The organism is Bradyrhizobium sp. LeoA1Lang (assembly GCF_055413685.1).
In genome coordinates, this window is the sequence record NZ_JBVAPG010000025.1 from 52,985 (window position 1) to 69,024 (window position 16,040).

Here is a 16,040-nt window from a genome sequence, read left to right on the forward strand (position 1 = left end):
GAAAACCGGAGACCAGTTCCTCGGATCATGCTCTAGGCCGGCTCGCGTGTCAGGATCAATGAGGCGTTCTGCCCGCCAAAGCCGAACGAGTTGGACATCACGGCAGTGACGCGGGCGTCGCGCGCCTTGTTGCCGACCACGTCGAAATGAATGGTCGGATCAGGCACGTCATAATTGATGGTCGGCGGAATCCGCTGATGCTCGAGCGTGAGCAGCGAGAACACCGCCTCGACCGCACCGGCCGCGGAGATTGTGTGGCCAACCATCGACTTGTTCGACGACACCGGAATCTTCGAGATCTGCTCGCCGAACACCGCCGAGGTCGTCAGATATTCCATCTTGTCGTTCTCGGGCGTCGCTGTCCCGTGCGCGTTGATGTGGTCGATCTGTTCCGGCTCCATCCCGGCGTCAGCCAGCGTCTTGCGCATGCAGCCGATGATCGGCTTGCCGTCCGGGCTCGAGCGGGTGCGGTGGAACGAATCGGTCAGTTCGCCGCAGCCGGCGACGACGCCCAGGATCGTCGCGCCGCGCGCGGTGGCCGCCTCATAGCTCTCCAGCACCAGCGCGCCGGCGCCTTCGGCCATCACGAAGCCATCGCGGTTCTTGGAGAACGGCTTTGACGCTCCCTGCGGCGGATCGTTCTGCGTCGACAGCGCCGAGAGCAGGGAGAAGCGGACCACGGCTTCCGGATTCACCGAGCCGTCGGTCGCAACGCACAGGGCCGCATCCGCCTCGCCGCGACGGATCGCCTCCACGCCGAGCTGGATCGCGGTTGCGCCGGAGGCGCATGCGGTCGACAGCGAGATCGGCGAGCCCTTGGTACCAAAGTTCTCGGCGAGGTGTTTTGCGACCGAACCGAACATGAAGCGATCATGATAGGGGGCGAATCTGCCGCCGCCGCTCGCGCGCAACATGTCGTAGTAGTCGAACTCCTTCTTGTCGATCGTGCGCCCGAGTTCGAGCCGTTGCGGCCATTCGGTCTCGACCGGCGCGACTGCGAGGAAGAGGGGACCTGGAAAGTCACCCTTGCTGCCAATACCGGATTGCGCCAGCGCCTCTTCGGTGGCGATTTCGGCGATGCGCTCGGAAAGGAGGGTCGAGGTGAAGGGATCGACGGTGACGAAATCCACCGTTCCGGCCATCGTGGTCCTCAGTCCATCGATCGGAAAACGGGTGACCGTCTTGATGCCGGATTCGCCGGCAACGAGCTTGGCCCAATTGTCCGTCTTGCCGCCGCCGAGCGACGTGACGATGCCCATGCCGGTCACGACAACGATCGGCCTGCCAAATTTATCGCGTGGTGTCGCCATGCTTCCCCCGTCGATGCTGCGCGAATGCGCCCTACTTGACGGCCTCAACCAGGGCCATCCCTTCGCCCTGCCAGTGACCGGTTCCCATCACTACAATCTGGGTCGGCGGATCCGACTTTTCAACCTCGAACCCGGTCGGATCGTTCGGCGGAAACAGCGCGCCGCGTGAGACCGAGAGCGCCGCCAGGGCAACGCCGAGCGGGAATTGGGCCTCCACGGTGTGGCCGAACATCGTTCCGGTGGCGCGCACGGCAAGGCCCTGATGCTGGCGCAGGAACGCGCGCTCTTCCGACGTGACGGGCTCGGCGCCGGTGGCGCCGGTGACGACCACGCCGACATCGTCGCCGACGCCGAGTTTCGACCACAACGCCTCCAGCGACTTCGTCACCGCGCCCGGCTGCTTGCGCTGCGCGAGGTCGGCGACCACCTTGGAGAGCTTGGCATAAGGCTTGGCGCCGCGCGCCTCGGCGTGCTCGCGGGATTCCAGCACCAGGAACGCGCCGGCGGAGCCAAGCGCGAATCCGCTGTTGTTCTCGCGGGCCCAGACCGGCGCGAACTCGCCGGTCAGGTTGAAGTCGCCGAATTCAAACAGGACGAGCAGGTCGAGGCGTTCGCCATTGTAGGCGCCGCCAACCAGCGCAATGTCGCTCTGGCCGGCCTCGATGCGCGCCAGCGCAATCCGCGCCGCGTCGATGCTGGAGGCTTCCTCACCCATGAAAGTGCGCGAGGTGCCGCGGACGCCATGAACGATCGCGATATTGCCGGCGAGCAGGTTGGAGAGCTGCGCCAGGAACAGCGTCGGACGCAGTTCGCTCATCAGGCGCTCGTTGAGGAAGCCGGGGCTGAAGTTGCCGCGCGCGTCGGCGTTCAGGATCGCCGTATCGACCGCGAGGTCGCGCTCGCCGCCGCCAGCCGCGACGATCATGTCCATGCGGGACAGGATTTCCTGATTGCCTTTGACGCCGGCCGAATCCAGCGCTAGCCCCGCGGCATAGGTGCCGATGCGCTGCCAGGCTTCCATCTGGCGCTGGTCGCCCTTCTTCGGGATCTGCGCGTCGAAGCTGACGGGGGCGAGCGGATGGACGATGTAGGGCGCGAACCGCTTGTCGTCGATGTTGATGCGCTTGGCGTTGAGCGCATCCCAATGCGCATCCGGTCCTTCGCCGAGCGACGACAGGACGCCAATGCCGGTGATCCAGACTTCCTTCCGCTCAGTCATGCGTCAGTGCCTGCTGCGGAAAGCCGATCTTCTTGGCCATCGCGTCCATGTGCACGCGCAGATCGGGATGGGGGAAGGGGATGTGGCGGAACGTCAGATCGGCGCTGCATTTCAATTCCTTGCCTACCCGAACCTTGGCCGACGTCACCGCAAAGCCCGAACCTTCATGCTCGACCTTGGCCTCGATCGTCAGCAACTCGCCCGGGTTGACGAAGCCGCGCATCTTGGCTTCCTTGATCATCGCGAGAAAGGGCATCCGCTCGAACTTCATCAGGCCGAGCAGCAGCCAGCCGGACGACTGCGCCATCGCTTCCGTCAGGAGCACGCCAGGCATGATCGGATAGCCCGGGAAATGGCCTTCGAAGATCGTGCTGGTCTGCGGAACGTCAGCCTCCACCACGATCGTCTTGTCGCCGATGTTGAGGTCGACGATGCGATCGATGAGCGTGAAATATTCGAGCTGCATGGGGCGCCCGGTTACGAGCCCGACGCCGTGCCCGTGCCTGCGTTCTTGGCCGCGACCAGTTCGTCGATGCGGTCAGCGAGGTTCTTCAGCACGAAGTACTGCTCGGTCGTGGCCTTGCCGTCGTTGACTTCCTGGGTCCACTTCTCGAGTGGCATCTTGATCCCGAACGCCTTGTCGATCGCAAAGGCGATGTCGAGGAAGTCGAGGCTGTCGATCCCCAGATCGTCGATGGCATGGCTTTCCGGCTTGATCGTGTCGCGCGGGATATCGCAAGTCTCGGCGATAATGTTGGCGATCTGCTCGAATGTGGAAGACATCACTAAGCCTTTGATATATTGGCGGTAAATTCCGGGACGGTCGGGAGGTGGCGGGCGGCGTTGTCCCGAAATGCCCTGTTCCCCCGGGCGGACTCGAGTGCCCGTATATCGGAGCGGGGCCGCGAGTTCAATGGAGCTTGGCCTTGTCTGTGGAGCCGCTTTGCTAGGCAGCAGATACCGCTGCGGTTCCAGCGCTAGCCCCTCGGCATCACTGAAATCCGTGCGCAGTCACGCCGGCCCATCAGGACGCAATCCTGGGTTTTGCGCAGGTCGGCGATGCTCACGGCCAACCAGATGCCGATTGCGGTTAGCGCCACCGTGAAAGCGAAGGCCGCGATATTGGCCAGCATGCGCTGGCGGAAGTCATCGGGCTGCTCGCGCGGGCGCTCGTAACGGGAAAGGTCCTGGGCGACTTGCCCGGGCTTTCCCGCCTCAAGCGGTTGCTCGTGGCGGGCGGGCGGATGGGCGGAGGTGCGCGGTCGGAATTTGAGCACCACGTGCTCGCCGTCCGAGCTGATAGGCCGCTGGGTTTTCACTGCCGTCCGTCCGCAGAAGTTGTGATCCTGTTTAGCACGCCGTGCGCGCCTCTCACGTAAAATATTGGTGCGCGTTCTCGCAACGTGACCCCGCGGCACTTCATGGAACTGATGGTGGGGCGATGGGCGCAAGGCATCGCGGCGATGTGTGCGATGCACCCTCGCGCGCGACGTGGGGGATCCTCCGTTCACAGCTCGTCGAGACGGGAGACCGAGGAATTCAATCCCTGGTGGCGCCGTGCCATAGTGGAACCGGCCCTCGATGGTTTCCGTCGGCAGCAATAGGGAGTTGAACCATGGCAAATACGCGTGAGCCGATTCTCAAGCCGGTTACGATCATGTCCCTGCGCCCGACTCAGATGACGGTCGGCATGAGGGAGGTGAAGGAGAAGCGCCAGCGTTGGCGCGAGCACAAGTCGGCGAAGAAGCGCGCCGAAATGCTGGGCCAGCACATGATCCCGGTGGTGCTCGGGCCCGATGAGCGCCACTACGTCGTCGACCATCACCATCTCGCCCGCGCGCTGCACGATGAGGGCGTCAAGGATGTGCTTGTCACCGTGATCGGCGATCTCACCATGGTCCAGCGCGATGCGTTCTGGGGCGTGATGGACAACAAGCGCTGGGTCTATCCCTACGACGCCAAGGGTGATCGCAGGCATTTTCGCGATCTGCCGAAATCGGTGGTCGACCTGAAGGACGATCCGTTCCGCAGCCTCGCCGGCGAACTGCGCCGTGCAGGCGGTTTTGCCAAGGATACTACGCCATTCAGTGAGTTCCTGTGGGCGGATTTCCTGCGTCGCCAGGTGGCGCGCAAGCTCGTGGAAGCTGATTTCGACACGGCAATGGAGAAGGCGCTCGCCGCGGCGAAGAGCAAGGACGCGATCTACCTGCCGGGCTGGTGCGGACCAGCCTCGGACGATTAGCGGCCTGTCGGCGGCCGCGGTGGCGTGCCGTGTTCGTCCGAATCGCCGTTGCCGCCCAGTGCGCGATGCAGGAAGCGCTCGGTGCGGCGGCCGACGGTCAGGAGCACGAGCGCGATAACCAGGACTGTCGCGACGATCCGCCACTCTCCGGCTCCGGAGACGATCCCGATACAAGCGGCCAAAAAGGCGCAGGCGGCGCTCGTCAATCCACGGACGCGGAAGTGTTCTGTCTCATGGACGATGACGCCGGCGCCGAGAAAGCCGATGCCGGTCAGAATGCCCTGGATCACACGGCTGGTCGCGTCGGTGATCCTGCCGACCTCGGTGAACTGCACGGCGACCACCACGACTGCCGCGGTGGACAGTCCGACGATGCCGAGCGTCTTCAAGCCGATCGGCTTGCCTTGCAGGTCGCGGTTGAGGCCGATCAGTCCGCCCGCCAGCGTGGCGACGCCAAGACGCAGGATGATGTCGCTCCATTCAAGCACGCGGCATACCTCGGCGGCCGGCTATTTCGGCAGCCGTCCCATCATGTAGAACTCGTCGTTCGGGCGCATCGCGGTGAAGTTGGCCATCCGGTTCGACAGCGCAAAGAACGCGGCGATCGCCGCGATGTCCCAGATGTCGTCATCGCTGAACCCGTGCGCTTTGAGCGCGCCGAAATCGGCTTCCGAGATCGTGCTCGCCTCGCGGCTCACCTTCATCGCGAAATCGAGCATGGCGCGTTGGCGCGGCGTGATGTCGGCCTTGCGATAGTTGACGGCGATCTGATCGGCGATCAGCGGATTCTTGGCACGGATGCGCAGGATCGCGCCATGCGCGATCACGCAGTAGTGGCACTGGTTGGCGGCGCTCGTTGCCACCACGATCATTTCCCGCTCGGCCTTGGAGAGGCCGCTGTCCTTCTCCATCAACGCGTCGTGATAGGCAAAGAAGGCGCGAAACTCGTCGGGGCGATAGGCGAACGCCAGGAAGACGTTCGGCACGAAGCCGGATTTCTCCTGCACGGCGAGGATACGTTCGCGGATATCCTCGGGCAGTTTATCGAGGGGAGGCACGGGAAAGCGTGTTGCGATCGGCTCAGTCATAGGCAGGTTCCGGCTCAAGGCGGTAAGGCTTGGCCGGAACCATAGTCGATGACGGCGCGAGCGCAAGCGCTCGGCCGCAAGACGCTCAGCGCAATGGCTTCTTCAGGAGCGAGAAGCGGTCGGGATCGAGTCCCATCGAAGGCTGCAGCATCGGCGCATCCAGCGTGGTGGTGCGCGCGGCGGGCCGCTCGCTGATCGCGGGGTCGTTGGGCACGTCGCGGTGCGAGGTCGCGCCGCGCCAGCGCTCCAGGACGGCCGAGACGAAATGCATGTCGTGGCCGGCGGCAACCGACGGCACGGTCGCGATGGTGGCTTCGCTGCGCGGAAGCTGATGCGGCGGCACCTCCTTGAAGCGCAGCCGCGTCGGCAACGCCACGCCTTCGCCGAACGCCAGCACCTCGCGGGTGCCGAGCGAGGGCACGAACGACAACAGATTGGCCGCGGCGTCGGAAACCGCCGAGCGCAACAGCGCCTGGTCGCGGTCGTTGGCGAGCCGCATCGTGAACAGCGTGTTGCACTGGGAGATGATGGTGGCATCCAGCTCGGCCGGACGCTGGGTGACGAGGCCGAGATAGACGCCGTATTTGCGGCCTTCCTTGGCGATACGGGATACGGCCTTGCGGGTCGGGCCGAAGCCGATATTGCGGTCGGCGGACGCGTAGCGGTGCGCCTCCTCGCAGACGAACAATAGCGGCGAGACGCCGTCGCTCCACAGCCCGAAATCGAATGCCATCCGGCAGAGCACGCTCACGACGGAATCGATGACCTCGGCCGGGAAGCCGGCGAGCTGCATCACCGTCATCGGCTTGCCGTTGGCGGGCAGGCGGAACAGGTGGCTGATGACCTCCGCCATCGTGTCGCCGCCGACATTGGCGTTGTCGAACATGAAGGCGTAGCGGGGATCGTTGCGGACGGTCTCGATGCGCGAGATCAGCTTGTGATAGATGATGCGCGAGGAGCGGTTCTCAAGCTTGCCCATGCGCTCGTCGATCAGCGCGATCAGGTCGACCAGACGATAAGGCACCGGCGTGTCGACGGTGTAGCCGATCTGCTTGGGATCGATGCGCTTCAATCCGATGCGGTCGGCGTTCTGGTACTGGGTGTAGATACCCTTCGCCATCGGGATGACTTCGGCAAGGATGTCGAGTTCTTCCGGCACGCCGGGGCGGCCGCCGAACAGCACGTCGACGATCTCTTCGAAGTTGAACAGCCAGAACGGCAGTTTCAGGTTGCGCGGGTTGAGCACCTGGGCACGCTCGCCGAAGCAGCGGCCGTATTCGTTGTGCACGTCGAGCAGGAAGATGCGCAGGTTCGGCCGCGACTTCAGGATCTCGTTGAGCAGCAGCGACACGCCGGTGGACTTGCCGACGCCGGTCGAACCGAGCACGGCGAAGTGCTTGGACAGCATTTCCTCGATATCGACATACGCGGTGACCGAACGATCCTGCTGCAGGGTACCGACATTGATCTGGTCGGAGCCGCTCGGCGCATAGATCGTACGTAGCTCCTCTGCGTTGATCAGGTCGACGGTGTCGCCGATGGTCGGGTAGTTGGTGACGCCGCGCTGGAATTTGGGACGGTCGCCGCCGAGAATTTCGCCGAGCAGGTCGACGGAAGCGGTTGCGATATAATTGTCGGACGTCGGCAAGTCCTCGCAACTCACCTCCGTGATCATGGCGACGATCACGGAAGACGCACTCCGGATGCTGACGAAGCGACCGACGGTCGCGCGCACTTCCGAAAATGGCATCTGGCTGGTTGCCAGGAGTCCGACGCGGGCTTGCGAGCCGCGCACCGAAATCACACGTCCAAAGGATGTCACAGTTCCGGACCCGGGATATTGCGAGATTGAGCAGGGCTCCCACTATGGGAAGCGGGGCTGGACAAAGGGTTAAACCGAAGCGGCTCCAGTTTTGCTAAATCCACACCATCCGGGTGAGGATTTGCTTCGCAAGTTAGAGGCTGGCGGAGCAAGTTGCGCGGGAAACCAGGGTTTTCTCGCCAAAACCTGACCCGACCCCTCGCTGGTTCCGATTAACGATCGATTTACCACTTCGGTAGAGCGCGATACCGCTGGCTGCGCCGTCAACCATTCGACCCGCACGCGGCGGGGTCGCGAAAGGATGATCACGCCGGAGGCGGGGGGTGGGTGCTGGCAAGATGGTCAAGACCTGCTTTCAGGAATGATTTGACGGCGTCCGTTGCACCGGATGCTTCGTCCGACACCAGGTCGAAATGCGCGGACCATACGACCCTGCTGCTGTGGTCCGGGGCGTCCTCGATGCGGAACTCGCCGACATAGTTGCGGATCGGCATCGCGGTTGCCTCCATCCTGTAGCGATAGAAGCGCTCATTCGGCGCGAATTCGATCAGCCGTTCGGTCTGTCGCTTGCCGTCGTGCGTCTCGGCAACCCGCGTGCAGCCCTCGTGGTCTCCTTCGCTTTCCACCCTCGTCAGCATCGGGTGCCATCGGCCCACCGAGCCGAAAGAACCGATCTCCCGCCAGAGGTCTGTCGATTTCTCGCCGATCGGCACGGATACGATGATTTGCGGCATGCGTCAGTTTCCCCGTCATTCTGCTTGCCTCGTGGCGCAAACTATTTCGCGGCGCAGCAGTTCCGGGGGAACATCTGAAAAAAGCGGAGACGCGTCGCCTAGAGGCCAGGGATGTCGTGGTGCCCGCGTCCTCATGCCCCTGAAAAATTCATCCAGCGCGCCGCTGGCGCCGTCGCGCTCCTTCGCAAAAGAGGCTAGTGAATCCGAACCGTGACGGACGAGTCGTTCGCTGGCGTGGTCCTCTTGTCAGTTTGGAGACGTCAATGCAGCCGGAGCCGATCTACGACCTTGCTCATCTCGGCCACATGGAACTGCTGACGCCAAAGCCGGAGGAGAGCCTGAAATTCTTCGTCGACGTCATGGGCATGACGGTCAGCGGGCAAAAGGGCGAGTCGGTCTATCTGCGCGGCTGGGACGATTACGAACGCTATTCGCTGAAGCTGACAGGGGCGAAGACTTCAGGCATGGGTCACATGGCGCTGCGCGCTCGCAGCCCGCAGGCGCTGGAGCGTCGTGTCGCCGCGCTCAAGGACTCCGGCTTCGATCCTGGCTGGATCGATGGCGATATGGGGCAGGGGCCGGCTTTCCGCTGCCGCGATCCTGACGGCCATCTCATCGAACTCTACTACGAGACCGAATGGTACCAAGCGCCACCGGAACTCAAGCCGGCGCTGAAGAAGCAGGCGCAGCGCTTTCCCGCACGCGGCGTCAATGTGCGTCGGCTCGACCATCTCAATTGCCTCGCCGTCGACATCAGGGCGAATCGCCTGTTCTTCGAGAATTACCTTGGCTGTCGGCTCACCGAGCAGATCGTGCTCAACGATGGTACGGAAGCGGCGATGTGGATGACGATGTCGAACAAGAGTTACGACTTCGCCCACACTCGCGACCACTACGGCAAGCCCGGCCGCTTCCACCATGTCACCTATGCGCTCGACAGTCGCGAAGAGATCTTGCGCGCGGCCGATATCTTCCTGGAGAACGGCGTCCATATATTGAGACCGGCCCACACAAGCACGCAATCCAGCAGACCTTCTTCCTTTACGTCTTTGAGCCCGGCGGCAATCGCGTCGAGGTCGCCAACGCCGGCGCCCGCTTGATCCTGGCGCCGGACTGGAAGCCGATCGTCTGGACCGAGGAGGAGCGCAAGAAGGGCCAGGCGTGGGGATTGAAGACGATCGAGACCTTCCACACTCACGGCACGCCGCCGATTGGCGAATGAGTGTGAATCCGCGCCAAAGCCAGGAATAACCGATGGCACCGCGCATCGACTTTACCAGCGAAGAGTTCTTCCGCGATCCTGCGACCGCTGTTGCGGCGCTGCGCGCCAGCGCGCCTGTGGTTGCCACGCGATTTCCGATCGTGGGCAAAGTCTGGGTCACCACGACCTATGAGACCACCGCACAGATGCTGAAGGATTCCTCCACCTTCACGCTGCGCAGGGAGGACGGGGCGCTCGCGGGGCTTCAGTGGTGGATGCCGAAATCCATCGCAACGATCGCCGACAGTATGTTGACCAAGGACGAGCCGGATCACAGCCGCTTGCGCGGCATCGTCGATGAGGCGTTCCGCCGTCGCGCCGTGCTCGAGATGGAGCCGCACATCCGGGCGATCGCGGACGGCCTTGCGGACGAACTGTTCGCATCCGGTAGTCCCGCCGATCTGGTACAGCGCTATGCGCGCATCCTGCCGCTCTCCGTCATCTGCGAGCTCCTCGGCCTGCCGGCGGCCGACCGGCCGAAATTCATCGGCTGGGCGAAATGCGATGGGGCAGATTGCCAGCGCCTTCGGCTTCCTGCGCATGCTGTTCATCCTGAGGAAGATGGGGCGCTACCTGGAGGAACGCCTGCAGGCCGCGCGCAAAGAAGGCGGTGAGGGGCTCATTGCCGAACTGGTGCAGGTCGAAAGGGAAGGCGGCCGCATCACGCCGGACGAAATGGTCTCGATGATGATTCTGTTGCTCAGCGCCGGCTCCGAAACCACGACGCATCTGATCAGCGGATCGGTGTTCGAGCTGCTGAAGAACCCCGAAACGCGCAACTGGCTCGAGGCCGACTGGAACCGCGCTGCGCTGGCGGTCGAGGAATTCCTGCGCTTCGTCTCCCCGGTGCAATTCTCGAAGCCACGCTATGTGCGGCGCGATGTCGAGCTCGGCGGCGTCGCCCTGAAGAAGAACGATCGGGTGATGGCCATGATCGTGGCCGCCAATTTCGATCCCGCATCGCACCCACAACCCGAGCAAATGGACCTCGAGCGGCGGCCGAACCGCCACATCTCCTTCGGCACGGGCATCCATTTCTGCCTCGGTCACCAGCTCGCGCGGATCGAGGCGATCTGCGCGCTGAAAGCGCTGTTCACCCGCTGGCCAAAGCTTCAGCTTGCGGTTCAGCCGTCGGAGATCCATTGGCGACGCCGGCCCGGGATACGGATGATCGAGAAGCTGCCTGTGGTGCCGAATGCGTGAGCGGCGCAGCGTATCGAGACCATGCTAGCCTGTGCGACCGTCCGCCGGGGTCGAAGTCGCGAGGAGGCGGTTCTTGGTAGACATCTGGGCAAGGAAATCGACAGCCGACCTGCTGCAGGAGGCGGCAGGGGTGGAAGGAGACGCGCGGGCCTCGCCGCTGCGGCGCACGCTGTCGGCACTCAATCTCGTCGCGCTCGGCATCGGCGCCATCATCGGCGCGGGCATCTTCGTTCTGACCGGACACGCAGCGGCCGCGAATGCAGGACCTGCGGTGACGCTTTCCTTCGCGTTCGGCGCGATCGCCTGCGCTTTCGCGGGCCTCTGCTATGCGGAAATGTCGTCGACCGTCCCGGTCTGCGGCAGTGCCTATACCTTTGCGTATGCGACGCTGGGCGAATTCGTGGCCTGGATCATCGGCTGGGACCTGATCCTTGAATATGCCGTCGGCGCGGTGGCGGTCTCGATCGGATGGTCCGGCTATGCCGTGAGCTTCGCCAGGGATTTTGGCCTCACGATACCGCCGGAGTTCGCCTCCGCGCCGCTGAGCTATGACGCGGCCACGCATGCATGGTCGTCGACAGGCGCGATCTTCAACGTGCCGGCGATGCTCATCATCGTCTTCATCACGGCGCTGCTGGTTGCGGGGATCAGGGAATCGGCGCGGTTCAACAACTTCATCGTCGCGGTGAAGCTGGTCGTCATCCTGCTCTTCATCGCCTGCACGGTCTCCTCGTTCACGACCGCGAACTGGGTCACCGCGAGCAATCCCGAAGGCGCCTTCATTCCGCCGAATGCGGGCGTCGGCGTCTACGGCTGGTCCGGCGTGTTCCGCGGCGCGGCCGTGGTGTTCTTTGCCTATATCGGTTTCGACGCGGTCTCGACCACGGCGCAGGAGGCGAAGTCGCCGGAGCGCGACATGCCGATCGGCATTCTCGGCTCGCTCGTGATCTGCACGGTGCTCTATGTCGCCGTCGGCTTGGTGCTGACGGGCATCGTGCCGTACGACCGGCTGAACGTTCCCGACCCGATTGCGGTCGGAATCGATGCGGCCGGCGTCGGCTGGTTGTCGCCGATCATCAAGCTCGGCATCCTCTTCGGCTTGACCTCGGTGATACTGGTGATGCTGCTGGCGCAACCCCGGATCTTCCGCGCGATGGCGTATGATGGATTGCTGCCGCCGGCGATCGCAAACATCCATCCGCGTTTCCGGACGCCTCATGTCGCCACCATCGGTTCCGGCATTGTCGTTGCCCTTCTCGGCGGGTTGCTGCCGATCGGGCTGGTGGGCGAGCTCGTCAGCATCGGCACGCTGTTCGCGTTTGCCGTGGTCTCGATCGGCACAATGGTGCTGCGCATCGTCGATCCGGACCTGCCGCGTCCGTTCCGGGCGCCGGCGATCTGGCTGGTGGGGCCGGCCGCGGCCGCAACCTCGCTCTTCCTGATGCTCAGCCTGCCGATGGACACCTGGATCCGGCTCGCGGTGTGGCTCGTGATCGGCCTAGTGATCTATGCCGCCTATGGCCGCACGCATAGCCGTCTGCGCGCGAGCGATCGGGGCTGACGCGGCGGAACGATTCGGCCCGGAGCAAATTCATCCAAGGCATCGTCCACGCCCGATCGAAATATGCCGGACAGCGCTGCGTCGGCGACATGAAGCTGTGGCGATTTTGCAGATGTGAAGGCGTGTGCTTAGCGTTCGGTGATAGCCTGAGATCGATCAACGAGAGCGGCAAGGGGAAGCGTCAATGAGCGAGCAAACAACCGCCAACCGCGAACGACGACCATCTCGCCGGCATTTTCTGCAAACAGGCGCGGCGGTCGCGGGCGGGGGCGTGCTCGGCGCGACGCCAGGCATGGCGGACACCAGCAACCTTCCGCCCAGCATTCCCGAATGGATGAAGGCGCCGGGCGCACCGATGGGCGATCAGCCCTACGGCACGCCGTCGGTCTATGAGAAGGGCGTCGTCAAGAACATCTCCAAGACGCTGCCGCAGTACATTTCCGCCTCCGGCCGCACGCCGCTGCAGGAGCTTGACGGCATCATCACGCCGAACGGGCTGTTCTACGAGCGCCATCACGGCGGTGTGCCCACCATCGATCCGGCGCAGCACAGGTTGATGCTGCATGGCCTGGTCGATCGCCCGCTGATCTTCACGATGGACGATATCCGCCGCTTCCCGTCGCAGTCGCGGATCCATTTCATCGAGTGCTCCGGCAATCCCGTCTACACCAAGCCCTATGGCAAGACGGCGTCCGACCTCGTCGGCCTCGTGAGCTGCGCCGAATGGACGGGCGTGATGCTGAAGGATGTCCTCAACGAAGCTGGCCTGCAGAAGGAAGCGAAGTGGCTGGTCGCCGAAGGCGCGGATGCGGCGGCGATGACGCGCTCGATCCCGATCGAGAAATGCCTCGACGATGCCATGCTGGTCTACAGCCAGAACGGCGAGCGGCTGCGTCCACAGCAGGGCTATCCGCTGCGCCTCTTGCTGCCGGGCTTCGAAGGCAACATGAACATCAAATGGCTGCGCCGGCTGAAGGCCGTGGCCGAGCCTGTTTATTCGCGCGAGGAGACCTCGAAATATACCGACCTGATGCCCGACGGCACGGCGCGCGAGTTCACCTTCTACATGGAGGCGAAGTCGATCATCCTGCGTCCCTCGGGCGGACAGAAACTGAACGGCACCGGCTTCTACGAGATATCAGGGATCGCCTGGAGCGGGCACGGCAAGATCAAGCGCGTCGAAGTCTCCGTTGACGACGGCAAGAGCTGGCAGGCGGCCCAACTTCAGGAGCCGGTGCTGACCCGCGCGCTCACCCGCTTCCGCGTGCCATGGCAGTGGGACGGCAATCCCGCCGTGATCCAGAGCCGTGCGATCGACGAGACTGATTATGTGCAGCCGACGCTTGCCGAACTGCTCGCGGTTCGCGGCGTCAATCATTTCTACCACAACAACGCGATCTGGCCGTGGCGCATCGCCGCGAATGGGGAGGTGAGCAATGCGCTGGCCTAGTTCGCACATCGCGCTGCTCGCCGCCGTGATTGCTGGGCTCGCTGTCGCCGCGCACGCCGAAGAGAGCTTTCATATCGGGCGGGCGGCAACGCCGGCGGAGATCACGGGCTGGGACATCGACATCGGCCATGACGGATCGAACCTGCCGCCGGGCAGCGGCAACGTCGAGCGCGGCCGCGTGGTCTTCAGTGAACAATGCGCGGCCTGCCACGGCGCCGACGGGCAGGGCGGTGTCGGCGATCGCCTGGTCGGCGGACAGGGCACGCTCGCGAGCGCAAAGCCGGTGCGTACCGTCGGCAGCTACTGGCCCTATGCGCCGACGCTGTTCGACTATATCCGCCGCGCCATGCCGCAGAACGCGCCGCAGTCGCTGAGCGATGAGGATGTCTATGCGGTCTCCGCCTACATCCTCAATCTCAACGGCCTCGTTCCGGCGGACGCCGTGCTCGACGCCAAGACGCTCGCCGCCATCAAGATGCCCAATCGCGACAGGTTCGTCTCCGACCCGCGGCCGGACGTGCGCTAGCTCTACGGCAGCCGTAGCCGAACGGCACGGAAACCGGTGGCCGTGCGGATCATGCCGGCACTGAGCAGCCGCCATATTGCCGCGCCGAAGCCGATCCTCGATGCCGTGCCGAGCGGCGCTTCCGCTCGCGTCGTGGTCGAGAGCGCGTATCGGGCCGCATCCATCGCCGGCTTCTCGATCCAGCGATAGGTGAGTGCGGCGACGGGAACGACGAGGACCACGGAGAGAACGAGCGCGGCCACCAGCGCCTGCGCTGGCGTTCCCAGGACCACCAGCTTGTCGTCATTGTGCCAGACCACCAGTTCGAGGTGGAGCTTGTGGCCGAGGAAGGAGGCGGCGCTGCGCATGATCTGGAAGATGAAGGTGTGGATCATGTAGATCGAATAGGACCACAGCCCGAGCTTCTGCAGCGCAGGCGAGCGCAGTATCGCCGAGATCCAGCCTTGATCGAACGAGAACACGCAGATCACGACCGCGGCGAGCAGCGGAAACAGATATTGCGGTCCGCCTGATGGCGTAACCAGCACGAACACAGCAACCACCATCGCGCACGAGACCTCCAATATGTTCGGCATGTCGAGCCGGCCGTTGGAATAGAGGCGGAAGTCATAGACCAGGCATCCCGCGAAGAAGGAGAACATCGCGCGCAGCATGCCCCAATCGCTGGAGACGAACAGCGTGCCTGGCGAGCGTTCGTAGAGCTGCATTCCGGCCGCAAGGCAGAGGCCGAGGAAGATCTCGCGCCGACGGCGGGGGAACAGCACGACGATGACCGCGAACAGCATCGAGACGTAGAACTCGACCGCCGCGCTCCAGGCTGGGCCGTTCCAGGTCAGGCCCCCATGCAGGTTGAAGGACTGCAGGAACAGGATGTTGGTGACGGCTTCATAGAGCGTGTGCCCGGCGCCGAACGGTACCGAATCCAGCGCGAACGAACCGTCGGTGCGCATGAACACGATCTTGCTCACCTCGATCATCACAAACAGCGCCAGCATCACCATATGCAACGGCCAGAGCCGCGCGAACCGCATCGCCATGAAGCGGACGCCATCGCCGGCATGGTTAAGGCGCTGGCCATAGGCGTGACAGAGCACGAAGCCGGACAGGGCAAAGAACATGTCGACGCAGAATTGCAGGTTCACGAACGGCTGGGTGCCCTTCAGCGCATGGTAAATGGGGATGTGGAAGAGCACCACGAGCAGCGCGCAGATGCCGCGCATTGCATCAAGTGCCTCAAACCGACCCGCGCCCGAAGATGTCTGTCCCGCCATGATACGCCTCTTTCGCCGGCTGTACGTTTGGCATGTCGTTGAGCAAGGCGGAGGCCAGTGGTGATGGCGGAGCGGCGGGTGATCGGGGTTCTGCAAGGTTTGGTAAATCGGCGGGCTTCGACGCTCGCAAAACGAGGACACGGTGTCGTCACTGCGAAAGCAGGGACCCATAACCACAGGGAGGTGTTGTGGCGCGAGCGAGCGGTTGCAGCGAAGCACACCACATAGGCCTGTGGTTGATGGGGTGGACGGCCCCCTACGGCATCAGTTGTGCCAGAATGAGGTTGTCGAAATCTCAAACGAGGGAGCCGTCCGTGACGCAGATTATCCGCATTGGAATGGATACGTCGAAG

14 protein-coding genes and 2 pseudogenes are annotated in these 16,040 nt (G+C 63.7%); 6 read left to right on the plus strand and 10 right to left on the minus strand.

Going from position 1 to position 16,040, the window contains the following annotated elements:
• Positions 1 to 32: 32 nt before the first annotated feature.
• The 5 genes from ACZYOF_RS11765 to ACZYOF_RS11785 form a co-directional block, all read right to left on the minus strand.
• Positions 33 to 1,310: a beta-ketoacyl-ACP synthase gene (locus tag ACZYOF_RS11765; protein WP_130580630.1), complete on the minus strand. Its 1,278-nt coding sequence runs from the start codon at positions 1,308 to 1,310 to the stop codon at positions 33 to 35.
• Between the two features lie 31 nt (positions 1,311 to 1,341).
• A complete protein-coding gene (locus ACZYOF_RS11770) occupies positions 1,342 to 2,529 on the minus strand; it encodes a beta-ketoacyl-ACP synthase (RefSeq protein ID WP_130580631.1) in 1,188 nt (395 codons plus the stop codon).
• Complete coding sequence (locus ACZYOF_RS11775; RefSeq protein WP_463715852.1) at positions 2,522 to 2,995, minus strand: 3-hydroxyacyl-ACP dehydratase FabZ family protein; 474 nt, start codon at positions 2,993 to 2,995, stop codon at positions 2,522 to 2,524. Before ACZYOF_RS11775 ends, ACZYOF_RS11770 begins: the two co-directional genes overlap by 8 nt.
• Positions 2,996 to 3,006: 11 nt before the next feature.
• Positions 3,007 to 3,312 (minus strand): acyl carrier protein, encoded by a 306-nt coding sequence (locus ACZYOF_RS11780; RefSeq protein WP_027583603.1) that lies wholly within the window; start codon positions 3,310 to 3,312, stop codon positions 3,007 to 3,009.
• A gap of 194 nt (positions 3,313 to 3,506) precedes the next feature.
• On the minus strand, positions 3,507 to 3,848 hold the full coding sequence (locus tag ACZYOF_RS11785) for a hypothetical protein (RefSeq protein ID WP_463715853.1): 342 nt from the start codon (positions 3,846 to 3,848) through the stop codon (positions 3,507 to 3,509).
• 296 nt (positions 3,849 to 4,144) lie between these two features.
• Here ACZYOF_RS11785 and ACZYOF_RS11790 point away from each other — a divergent pair, with 296 nt between their 5' ends.
• Positions 4,145 to 4,771, plus strand: coding sequence for a ParB-like protein (locus ACZYOF_RS11790; RefSeq protein ID WP_463715854.1), 627 nt, complete (start codon positions 4,145 to 4,147; stop codon positions 4,769 to 4,771).
• Here ACZYOF_RS11790 and ACZYOF_RS11795 read toward each other — a convergent pair.
• The 4 genes from ACZYOF_RS11795 to ACZYOF_RS11810 form a co-directional block, all read right to left on the minus strand.
• A complete protein-coding gene (locus ACZYOF_RS11795) occupies positions 4,768 to 5,259 on the minus strand; it encodes an MgtC/SapB family protein (RefSeq protein ID WP_282530338.1) in 492 nt (163 codons plus the stop codon). The genes ACZYOF_RS11790 and ACZYOF_RS11795 overlap by 4 nt on opposite strands.
• 21 nt (positions 5,260 to 5,280) lie before the next feature.
• Entirely contained in the window at positions 5,281 to 5,859 is a 579-nt protein-coding gene (locus ACZYOF_RS11800) for a peroxidase-related enzyme (protein WP_463715855.1), read from the minus strand.
• An 85-nt stretch (positions 5,860 to 5,944) separates the two neighbouring features.
• Positions 5,945 to 7,681 (minus strand): ATP-binding protein, encoded by a 1,737-nt coding sequence (locus tag ACZYOF_RS11805; protein WP_463715856.1) that lies wholly within the window; start codon positions 7,679 to 7,681, stop codon positions 5,945 to 5,947.
• 305 nt (positions 7,682 to 7,986) lie between these two features.
• Positions 7,987 to 8,415: an SRPBCC family protein gene (locus ACZYOF_RS11810; RefSeq protein WP_130583388.1), complete on the minus strand. Its 429-nt coding sequence runs from the start codon at positions 8,413 to 8,415 to the stop codon at positions 7,987 to 7,989.
• Between the two features lie 263 nt (positions 8,416 to 8,678).
• On the opposite strand from ACZYOF_RS11810, the pseudogene ACZYOF_RS11815 reads away from it, so the two are divergent.
• The 5 genes and pseudogenes from ACZYOF_RS11815 to ACZYOF_RS11835 all read left to right on the plus strand — a co-directional run bounded on the left by ACZYOF_RS11815 (position 8,679) and on the right by ACZYOF_RS11835 (position 14,416).
• A pseudogene (locus ACZYOF_RS11815) lies at positions 8,679 to 9,637 on the plus strand (catechol 2,3-dioxygenase).
• A gap of 32 nt (positions 9,638 to 9,669) precedes the next feature.
• A pseudogene (locus ACZYOF_RS11820) lies at positions 9,670 to 10,879 on the plus strand (cytochrome P450).
• 73 nt (positions 10,880 to 10,952) lie between these two features.
• On the plus strand, positions 10,953 to 12,440 hold the full coding sequence (locus tag ACZYOF_RS11825) for an amino acid permease (RefSeq protein ID WP_463715857.1): 1,488 nt from the start codon (positions 10,953 to 10,955) through the stop codon (positions 12,438 to 12,440).
• A gap of 184 nt (positions 12,441 to 12,624) precedes the next feature.
• Positions 12,625 to 13,890, plus strand: coding sequence for a sulfite dehydrogenase (gene soxC, locus ACZYOF_RS11830; RefSeq protein WP_463715858.1), 1,266 nt, complete (start codon positions 12,625 to 12,627; stop codon positions 13,888 to 13,890).
• Positions 13,877 to 14,416, plus strand: coding sequence for a c-type cytochrome (locus tag ACZYOF_RS11835; RefSeq protein WP_463715859.1), 540 nt, complete (start codon positions 13,877 to 13,879; stop codon positions 14,414 to 14,416). The genes soxC and ACZYOF_RS11835 overlap by 14 nt, the downstream gene beginning before the upstream one ends.
• Positions 14,417 to 14,418: 2 nt before the next feature.
• On the opposite strand, the gene ACZYOF_RS11840 is transcribed toward ACZYOF_RS11835, so the two are convergent.
• On the minus strand, positions 14,419 to 15,687 hold the full coding sequence (locus ACZYOF_RS11840) for an acyltransferase family protein (protein WP_463715860.1): 1,269 nt from the start codon (positions 15,685 to 15,687) through the stop codon (positions 14,419 to 14,421).
• Positions 15,688 to 16,040: the final 353 nt, after the last annotated feature.

What these genes read in the sequence shown, in the direction of transcription:
- ACZYOF_RS11765 (WP_130580630.1), bottom strand. Translation starts at nt 1,310, where the DNA reads ATGGCGACACCACGCGATAAATTTGGCAGGCCGATCGTTGTCGTGACC.
- ACZYOF_RS11840 (WP_463715860.1), bottom strand. Translation starts at nt 15,687, where the DNA reads ATGGCGGGACAGACATCTTCGGGCGCGGGTCGGTTTGAGGCACTTGAT.
- ACZYOF_RS11780 (WP_027583603.1), bottom strand. Translation starts at nt 3,312, where the DNA reads ATGTCTTCCACATTCGAGCAGATCGCCAACATTATCGCCGAGACTTGC.
- soxC (WP_463715858.1), top strand. Translation starts at nt 12,625, where the DNA reads ATGAGCGAGCAAACAACCGCCAACCGCGAACGACGACCATCTCGCCGG.
- ACZYOF_RS11770 (WP_130580631.1), bottom strand. Translation starts at nt 2,529, where the DNA reads ATGACTGAGCGGAAGGAAGTCTGGATCACCGGCATTGGCGTCCTGTCG.
- ACZYOF_RS11810 (WP_130583388.1), bottom strand. Translation starts at nt 8,415, where the DNA reads ATGCCGCAAATCATCGTATCCGTGCCGATCGGCGAGAAATCGACAGAC.
- ACZYOF_RS11775 (WP_463715852.1), bottom strand. Translation starts at nt 2,995, where the DNA reads ATGCAGCTCGAATATTTCACGCTCATCGATCGCATCGTCGACCTCAAC.
- ACZYOF_RS11790 (WP_463715854.1), top strand. Translation starts at nt 4,145, where the DNA reads ATGGCAAATACGCGTGAGCCGATTCTCAAGCCGGTTACGATCATGTCC.
- ACZYOF_RS11800 (WP_463715855.1), bottom strand. Translation starts at nt 5,859, where the DNA reads ATGACTGAGCCGATCGCAACACGCTTTCCCGTGCCTCCCCTCGATAAA.
- ACZYOF_RS11835 (WP_463715859.1), top strand. Translation starts at nt 13,877, where the DNA reads ATGCGCTGGCCTAGTTCGCACATCGCGCTGCTCGCCGCCGTGATTGCT.